This window comes from uncultured Sulfuricurvum sp., from assembly GCF_937936435.1.
Classification (GTDB): domain Bacteria; phylum Campylobacterota; class Campylobacteria; order Campylobacterales; family Sulfurimonadaceae; genus Sulfuricurvum.
Map to the genome: position 1 here is coordinate 56,663 of NZ_CALDDG010000027.1, position 8,820 is coordinate 65,482.

General features: G+C 38.7%; 8 protein-coding genes. All 8 read left to right on the top strand.

Features of this window, described 5'->3' with window-relative positions; genetic code table 11:
• Positions 1-2: 2 nt before the first annotated feature.
• Positions 3-1,541 carry a hypothetical protein gene (locus Q0389_RS03390; RefSeq protein WP_298691629.1) on the top strand — a complete coding sequence of 513 codons (1,539 nt, stop codon included), beginning with the start codon at positions 3-5 and terminating at the stop codon, positions 1,539-1,541.
• Positions 1,538-2,173, top strand: a complete 636-nt coding sequence (locus tag Q0389_RS03395) for a hypothetical protein (protein WP_298691631.1) — start codon at positions 1,538-1,540, stop codon at positions 2,171-2,173. The genes Q0389_RS03390 and Q0389_RS03395 overlap by 4 nt, the downstream gene beginning before the upstream one ends.
• Complete coding sequence (locus Q0389_RS03400) at positions 2,170-2,643, top strand: hypothetical protein (protein ID WP_298691633.1); 474 nt, start codon at positions 2,170-2,172, stop codon at positions 2,641-2,643. Before Q0389_RS03395 ends, Q0389_RS03400 begins: the two co-directional genes overlap by 4 nt.
• Positions 2,644-2,652: 9 nt before the next feature.
• Positions 2,653-4,305, top strand: a complete 1,653-nt coding sequence (gene mshL, locus Q0389_RS03405) for a pilus (MSHA type) biogenesis protein MshL (protein WP_298691635.1) — start codon at positions 2,653-2,655, stop codon at positions 4,303-4,305.
• Between the two features lie 3 nt (positions 4,306-4,308).
• Complete coding sequence (locus Q0389_RS03410) at positions 4,309-5,118, top strand: ATP-binding protein (protein ID WP_298691637.1); 810 nt, start codon at positions 4,309-4,311, stop codon at positions 5,116-5,118.
• Between the two features lie 124 nt (positions 5,119-5,242).
• A complete protein-coding gene (locus Q0389_RS03415) occupies positions 5,243-5,857 on the top strand; it encodes a tol-pal system YbgF family protein (protein ID WP_298691639.1) in 615 nt (204 codons plus the stop codon).
• The gene (locus tag Q0389_RS03420) at positions 5,854-6,393 is read left to right on the top strand and encodes a hypothetical protein (RefSeq protein WP_298691641.1); all 540 of its coding nucleotides are present in this window, start codon (positions 5,854-5,856) and stop codon (positions 6,391-6,393) included. Before Q0389_RS03415 ends, Q0389_RS03420 begins: the two co-directional genes overlap by 4 nt.
• An 11-nt stretch (positions 6,394-6,404) precedes the next feature.
• The gene (locus Q0389_RS03425) at positions 6,405-8,141 is read left to right on the top strand and encodes a GspE/PulE family protein (RefSeq protein WP_298691643.1); all 1,737 of its coding nucleotides are present in this window, start codon (positions 6,405-6,407) and stop codon (positions 8,139-8,141) included.
• Positions 8,142-8,820: the final 679 nt, after the last annotated feature.

Genomic DNA, 8,820 nt, shown 5'->3' on the forward strand with positions numbered 1-8,820 from the left:
GGATGAGTAAAAGCAAACAGCAAGCCTATTCAACCATTGTCTCAGCTAATCCGTATAAAGAGGATTACTACAGTGGAACGTTCAACTCAATATCAAGTGTTAGCTCTCCGTCTTTTTCAAAAGAACAGTTTACTGTCTCTTTTTTAAATACGAAAGGGTTTATTACTACCCTTATCGGGATTAGTAAAAATATTCCTGATGATGATGTCTATGATGCTTTGGAAAACAAAGTGTACGAAGAACTTGCTCTTGATATGGCTGTAGAATATCATATCAAATATATCGAAGCCATACGACGAACAACGGAAGGAGACCGCTTTTTCCATGTCTTTGTTGTTGATCCGCTGACACTAGAACAAGAGTTTGCAAAAGTTGTCAACCAACTCAAGTACATCGATCAACTTATTCCTGTACCGTTACTTCTTAAATCCCTTTACGTCAAAGACTTAATTGACTCTTCTGATGTTCACTGCTTTATCTACTTCCAAGAAAATGACGCGTTTTTTTGTATTTATAATGAACAAGAATTTATTTATGCCAAATCCTTAAAATTCTCACTAAGACAAATGCATGAACGTTTTTGTGAACTTATCGGCGAACAAATCGAGCTGCAAACCTTTGAAACAATGTTGGCTGAAGAGGGGCTTAATACATCCAATCCCGATTATCAGAAAAATCTGATTAAATTATTTGGAGAAATTTTCCTCCATATCAGTGATATCATGACCTATGCAAAAAGAGCATATGAGATCAAAAAATTTGATGAAATATTTATCGGCACAGGGGCCGGAAGTGTCTTGGGGCTCGATGAGTATGCACAAACCTATCTCGGATTAAAAACTACCCCGTTTGATTTTAACTACGGATTTAACACAAACGGCAGTTCCGTCGACCAAATTCATCAGTTGATGCATCTCTACAGCCGATTAGATGCTCAAGAGCGTTATGATTGTAATTTTACGATATTTCATCGTCCTCCTCCTTTTGCTAAACGCGACAGTGGAAAACTCATCCTTGTTACCGCGGCATCACTTGCAGCAGCTTTACTTTATCCCGGTGTGTATTGGGGGCTATCTTATGTTGAAGAATTCCATCATGCCGTTTTAAGTAAAGAATATGAACAAGTTCATATTGACAAAATGACTCGAGAAGCAACCATCAATCTTAAGCTTGCCAATAAAAACGCAGCGCAGAGTCTGTTAGATGAGCAAAAGATGGCCTACAAGCAAAAGCAGGATACGTTAAGTAAAATCCACGAGAAAAAAGTCAATTATCCAATGAAAGCCAAAATCATGGCCGACTTTACGCGGAATTTCAATCAATATAGAGTCCAGCTCAAAACCATCTCTTACACTGAAGAGGTTAATGCCACTAAAACGTTCACATTCGGATTGGTTTCATCAAGTACGCAGGATATAACGGCATTGTTGAAGCATTTGACTGATATTAAACGGGATCAATACGATTTTAATCTTGAACTTATCTCTTACAATGAAGACCAAAAATCTTATCTTAGTGAATTGAAGGCGGTAATCAAATGAAATTTCAAATCGAAGACTACCTTTATTCTTTAGATCAGTCTCTTTCGTCAAAAAGTGACCGTGATAAAATGATGCTTTTCGTCATGATTTTCGCCTCTTTATTTGCTTTTTCCTATTTACTTTTTTGGGAAAGTTCTGAGTCCGGATTCAAGATTTCTCATGAAAAAGCTGTCAAAGTTGAAAATGACTTAAATGCAGATAAACAATACTTAAGTGCTAATCCACCGGAACGAATCACTCAAATCGAACAGGAAACAGTTGCTATAGAACAACAACATTCATTGTATATCCAATACAACACCTATATTAAAGAACAATTGGAACAAATTTCTTCTCTTTATTACGATGAAAAAGTATGGGGTTCTTACCTCGACTCAGTATCCAAATATGCGCGTGCTTACCATGTTAAGTTAGCACAATTTGGCAATACTCTTCAAACGGACAACAGTTCATTCGGGCATGTTTTAGACATTGCCATATCTTCGGAAGGGCCTTATAAAAACACTCTGAAATTTATTAATGCTTTAGAACAAAGCCAGCTGGTAGTAGATTTACATGATTTCAGTATCAATGCAGATGAAAAGTTAAAAGGTGATCTTAATATCTCAGTATGGGGGATCGTACGTCAATGAAAAAGCTTTATACTATCCTTTTTGGTCTTTTATCTTTTTGCATGCTTACTGCAACAGCCAATGCTGATGTTCCTTCTTCCAACACTGATAAAGAGCTAACTTGGGTCGATGAACAGATTCAAGCCATTCTCCCTTCTCGGATCGGAATACCCGAAGGATTCATTAACTCTCTAAAAGACCCGATGAAAATGAAGGCAAGCTTACCATCAGGTATAACCGGATCAAGACTATTACCTCCGCCAAAATTGGGTAGTAATCTGCCGGTTATTGAAGAACCTCTACGACTTCAAGCCATCATTAATAAAAGTGTTTTAATCAACGGCAAATGGTATAAACTCAATGACTCTGTGCGAAACTATACGCTGTCTGAAATTAAAAACAACTCTGTTTTACTGATGGGTAAAAAAGAGCAAAAATTAATCTTGTTTCTAACGAAGCAAAACACTAATATAAAAATCACCACAAAGTAGGAAAGTATCATGACATCTGTAATTAAACACCATAGTCGAACGTTTATGTTATCCGTTGCCACGGCTGCCCTTCTCTCAACAATGCCTGTTCAAGCGGACTGTACTTATGAACTTTTCAATATATCCTCTGTCAAAGGTACGACAGTCGGTGAGTTCATAGATCAACTGAGTGATGAATGCGGTATGAGTTTAATCGTTACCGATGAACAGGCAGAAGAAATTCTTAAAAAGCCGATGAATAAAACTTTTTTGAAGAACCTTACGATCAATGAAGTTTTAGACTTGATTATCAAAGAGAACAATCTACAATATACCTTACAAAACAATATTTTAAAAATTTCATATCTAACAACTAAAACCTATCAAATCGATTACATTACAACCAAACGGATAGGAACAGGTAGTACCAACGTTCGACTTAGTTCAAATACGGGAACATCTGCTGGCGGATCGTCAGGAAGCGGTGGTGAGAGTGGAACCAGTGCATCATCTGAATCAGGTACTAACATCAGTAGCGTTGATGAAGTCAATTTTTGGGATACATTGGAAAAAGAAGTTAAAAATATTTTAAGTCGTCCGGAAGACGACTATAAACAAAAAAACATAATATCTGAAACAAATACTAAACAAAACAAAGACAATTCATCGCATGGCGATGAGCTCCACAACATTATTATCAATAAAAGTGCCGGCTTGGTGACAGTAACCGGTACCGGAAATCAAATCAAACGGCTTGATACTTATATTGATGATTTACAGAAAAAAATGCAGACCCAAGTATTAATCGATGTCAAAATGTACAGTGTTGTTTTTAGCGATGCTACATCAACCGGTATTGACTGGTCCCAACTATACGCTCTACAGAATATTGACTTGTCATTTAACCATTATGCAACACGAAATGTAAAAACCTTCACAGGCTCAGGCACCGGAACTTCCACTATTATCTCTCCAATTACAAATATGACAGGTACTGAATCAACACAACCTTTTGTAGGGCAAACAGTTTTTCAAATCGGTGCACAAGGGAGTCTTAATGAAGTCATTAAATTTCTAAAAACTCAAGGGGACGTTTATTCAATATCCAATCCAAAAGTTCTTACTCTGAATAATCAGCCGGCTCTTATTACGGCCGGTACTGAATTGTTTTACAAGACGACCAACACTTCTACTCTTGCAGGTGGAACTACCGGACAGCAAGCGACAACAGAGGTTGTAAGTTCTGTATTTTCAGGGGTTTTACTCGATATAACTCCTGAGATTTCCAACGACGGCAGTATCACACTTCGCATTAATCCATCAATCTCCGAAACAGCAAGCAATATCTCAACAGATAATGCTACACGAACTATGCCGCCAGACTTGAGTCGTCGACAACTTTCTTCTGTAATTACGGTCAAGGACGGCAGCCGTGTTATCATGGGAGGACTTATTACGACGAAAAACGTCAATGATAATAATAAAGTTCCTCTGTTGGGCGATATTCCCGTTTTAGGCTACTTGTTTAAACGCGAAGGTATTAGTAAAAAAACAGAAGAGATAGTTATTATTATTGAACCGCATATCGTCAAAAAAGAGGGAGACTCACTCTCGTTGGGTGATTTAGGCTATACACGTTTGAGCAAAGAAGTTCAGGAAGAATCGAAAGAGGAAACCAAATAACGGATGGAGAACTCCCTTTTCTCAAAGCCGCGTGATCTTTTTGTGGATTTGGTTAATCCAAAAGATTACGTCCAAATCGACAGTGTATCACATATGTATCAATCTCTCAAGAACTCTGTTCAAAAACCGTTAAAAATGATCTTGTTGTACGGTCGGCCAGGTACGGGGAAAAGTATGCTTCTACATAAACTTCATCACGACCTTTCCAAACACCAAAAAGTATTTATGGTCTCCATCCCGATCATCGATGAAGACGATTTTCTCCGTGTATTGGCGCAGAACATATTCGGACATGCACCACGAGAAATCATGACGTTAAACCGCTTCTTGGAAATCGCGAATGCCCTTTCTCTACCTGATATTCCAATCGTTTTGTTGGATGAAGCACAATTGTACAGTCCGGCATTAATGGAAAAAATTCGTCTTATCTCCGATGCCAGAGCCATAAAATTCGTTATCACACTTCATAAAACGGATCAAGAAGATATTATTGCAAAAGAACATTTTCAAACTCGGATCTGGGAAAGTATCGAACTAAAAAATGCTACTACGGAAGAATTAAAAGTATATATTCAAAAAAAACTTTTGAAATCCAACTGCTTTGATGTCGCCAACATGTTTAACGACAAAAACATGAAACATATTACCGCCTTGACAAAGGGAAATTACAGAGAAACCAATAAATTGCTTTTCTCACTGTTTAGTCTTTATTGTTGGTACGAAGAGAACAATCCGACTAAAATAAAATATAATGCCCTTAAAATAAAATGGATTGAAATGGCTGCCATTCATACAGGACTGATCCGTGCTTGATATCCCTAATTTGGAACGGCGATGGCTAAAGTATAAAATCAAACGGTACGCTCCTATCGGAGCCTCTGTCTTCATTTTCTCCGTTTCAGCAGTTATCGCATTATTATGGCTTAACACAAGCAATATGCCAAAACCTGCTGCAAAGAAACCCATAATCACGAAAACGGTAACAATACCGAAAACGCCGATAGCGATTGAAGATACCCGAATAGTTTTAGAGCCTTCTATGGAATTTGTTCAATCTTTCGAAAAAGAATCATTGTCGACAATTCCCCTGAACACATCACGACAAACGGTGCTAAAAACATCGCAGCCCATCATAGGAGCAGTTCCTCCGCCGCAAGTAATCAAAGTACCCGAACTGTCTAACTCGATGACGGCTGCCGGAGCGGTATCCGCGCCCTCAGACAAATCTCTTTCTATCAACCGTAATGAATCAAAACTCGATATAGAAGGACTGCAACGTCGCTTCAAAGAAACTTCGAATGCGAATCTCGGGCTGTTTATAGCTCGATATTATTATGATCAGGGTAATTTTAATGAGGCCTATAACTACGCGCTAAGAACCAATACATTGAACAGTAAAATCGATGAAAGCTGGCTTATTTTTTCAAAATCTCTGGTTAAACTCGGCAAATCGGATCAAGCAAAAAAGACGTTGCAACTTTATATCTCTCAATCCGGTTCAGAAACAGCTAAAATTCTGCTTGATTCAATCGAAAAAGGGAACTTTAAATGAAACCAATTTTATTACTCACTCTTTTTCTCTATCCCCTTTTCGCCGACTCCAATACACAGCTCTTTACTCTCTATCAACAAGGCAAATACACAGAAGGATGTAATTTCGGGTACAGTGTTTTTTCTCAAAATAAAAGAAATGAAGCATTTGTTTCTCTTCTCGGTTTTTCATGTCTCAAAGCAGATCAAATCGATCGTCTCTCACTCGTAATATCCAATTTGCAAGAAACTCCGGAAGCTCGTGCAAACAGTGCCTATTTCTCTTTATTATTAATGCAAAAAAAGTTGCTAATGCGCGCACTTTACGATTCCAAATCCATTCAAGATTTACGTTTTCCTACCAGTAGCCATTTGCTCTCCAAAATATTTGACCTCTATATCAATAATCCCCAAAATAATGCTATGATAAAAGAATATACGGACAAACAAAATCCAAGGCAAAGTTTTAAACTCTACAGAACGCAGGTAAATGGGAAAAAAAGCATAGCAGTAGATGAATACTATGATAAAATATTAACTGTTCATCACATTTATTAAAGGGAAGAGATATGGATCGCATTACCCATGATTTATTAGAGAAACGCCATATCACTCAACAACAGATTGATCGATTAACCTCGCGCGGTGTTCAAGATGACACAGTTCTCGAAACACTTACAAAAGTCGGCGCGGTTTCTATCAATTTCATCAAACGTTTTATAGTCGAACAAATCCGCTTAGGTCGATACGAACTTTCCATTATTAAGAACTACCATTTTTTGGATGAAGGGTCAATTCTTTCTCATCTCGCAGAAGTAATCGAGATTCCATTTATTGATCTCGATTCTATCGATATGGACTATCGGCTGGTTGAAAAGATTCCTACTACGCAACTAAAACGCTACAACGCCTTGCCAATATCTCAAGATGATATGTATGTCGTTGTTGCTTTTTCTGACCCGTTAAACATTGAAGCTCAAGAGTCAATCCAACGCCTTTTTCCGAGAAAATCGCTAAAAACGGCTGCTGCAACAGAAAAACAGATACAAGCTTATTTGTTTAAAATGGAACTCAAGGATAGTGTTAAAGAGCTTGTTACCAATATCCGTAATGAATTACGTAATATCGGTACACTCGAAGAACAACAGGAAGCTTCTTCCATTCTGCAACTGATCGATGTCATTTTAAAAGCCTGTATCAAAGGCCGAGCAAGTGACATTCACATTGAACCGACAGAGAAAAACTGCGTGGTACGGGGAAGGATCGACGGAAAGCTCGCCGAAATCTTTATCTTTGACAGAGACATTTATCCTCCTCTTGCCTCGCGTATAAAACTATTGGCAAATTTGGATATTGCAGAACGCCGCAAACCGCAAGACGGCCGTTTTTCCGCTGTTGTTATGGATGCCGAATTTGATTTTCGTCTCTCTACCCTTCCTATTATCTACGGTGAATCAATTGTTATGCGTATCTTGGATAAAACCAAGGCCCTTGTGAAGTTGGAAGATTCGGGAATGGATCCGATAAGCTATCAAAAATTAATCAAAGGACTGCAATCGCCGTTTGGGATCATCTTGGTAACCGGACCGACGGGAAGCGGTAAAACAACCACCCTCTACGGTGCGTTAAACGAACTTCGAAATGTCGAAGACAAAGTTATTACCGTTGAAGACCCTGTCGAATATCGGATGAATCTTATCCAACAAGTCCAAGTCAATCCCAAAGTGGGTCTCTCCTTTGCCGATGCATTGCGTTCTATCCTGCGGCAGGACCCGGACAAAATTATGATTGGGGAAATTCGAGATCACGAAACGCTCGAAATCGCTATCAAGGCAGCACTTACAGGTCACTTGGTCATATCCACGCTGCATACAAATGATGCGATCAGTGCAATTCCCCGAATGTCAGATATGGGAATTGAGCCGTATCTCATCAGCGGAGCACTTGTTGCCGTACAGGCGCAGCGGTTGGTTAGAAAAATTTGTAATTATTGTAAAAAAGAGGTCGATATACCGCAGACGCTATTACAAGAATATAGCTCCTTTATCCCTCCACATACTGTTTTTTATGAGGGAGCGGGATGCAAAGAGTGTAATGGTAGCGGATATATGGGCAGGGAGATGATCTGTGAGGTTCTTCCCATCACCGAAGAAATTTCAAGCATGATTGCCAGAGGAGCATCGAAAGATGACCTCCTTAAAGAGGCTAAGCGGGAAGGATTCGTCGGAATGTTTGAAAACGGCATGGCAAAAGCGGTTCACGGAATTACGACATTTGATGAAATTTTAAGGGTGGCAAAAGGATGAAGTACTTTGTAGCAACTGTTTTAGCAAAGGGAAAAAAGAGCGAAGTTGGGCTGTATGCTGAAAATAAAAAGGAAGCTCATTATTTAGCCAAAATTAAATTTTCCGGTATGATCTTAAAAGTTACCGAATCTTCTCCACCATTAGAAGATCAATTAAAAAAATTCAAAGAAGCACTATTTTCAAATGTTAGAAAGCGCAAACTAAAACAAGACGGATTAATCGCTGCGATACGGCAGCTAGCAGTAATGACAAATGCCGGAATTTCAATCCATGATTCCTTAAAAGAAATTGCTGATGCAACAACCGATAAGACACTGCAACTTGTCCTAGGAACCATGGCTGAAGATATCAATGCCGGACATAGCTTATCTCAATCGGCAAGCAACTTTAGCTTTGAACTCGGAAACCTTTCCCTAGCTATGATCGAATTGGGAGAAAAAACAGGGAATATGGCCGAAGCGTTACATAAATTATCTGATATGCTCGAAGAGATTCGCCGAAATATTATTAAATTCAAAAAAGCGATGGCATATCCCCGCAATGTTATGATTGCAATGGCTATCGCCTTTACCGTTCTTATTTCTTACGTTGTACCCCAATTTAAAACAATTTTCGAACAACTCCATGCCGAGAGATCGGAAGAGCACACGTCTGAACTCCAGTCACATTCCTTTATCTC

Excerpts from the sequence above, each read along its gene's own strand:
- Q0389_RS03390 (WP_298691629.1), top strand. The coding sequence starts at position 3 with ATGAGTAAAAGCAAACAGCAAGCCTATTCAACCATTGTCTCAGCTAAT.
- Q0389_RS03400 (WP_298691633.1), top strand. The coding sequence starts at position 2,170 with ATGAAAAAGCTTTATACTATCCTTTTTGGTCTTTTATCTTTTTGCATG.
- mshL (WP_298691635.1), top strand. The coding sequence starts at position 2,653 with ATGACATCTGTAATTAAACACCATAGTCGAACGTTTATGTTATCCGTT.
- Q0389_RS03415 (WP_298691639.1), top strand. The coding sequence starts at position 5,243 with ATGCCAAAACCTGCTGCAAAGAAACCCATAATCACGAAAACGGTAACA.
- Q0389_RS03420 (WP_298691641.1), top strand. The coding sequence starts at position 5,854 with ATGAAACCAATTTTATTACTCACTCTTTTTCTCTATCCCCTTTTCGCC.
- Q0389_RS03395 (WP_298691631.1), top strand. The coding sequence starts at position 1,538 with ATGAAATTTCAAATCGAAGACTACCTTTATTCTTTAGATCAGTCTCTT.
- Q0389_RS03425 (WP_298691643.1), top strand. The coding sequence starts at position 6,405 with ATGGATCGCATTACCCATGATTTATTAGAGAAACGCCATATCACTCAA.
- Q0389_RS03410 (WP_298691637.1), top strand. The coding sequence starts at position 4,309 with ATGGAGAACTCCCTTTTCTCAAAGCCGCGTGATCTTTTTGTGGATTTG.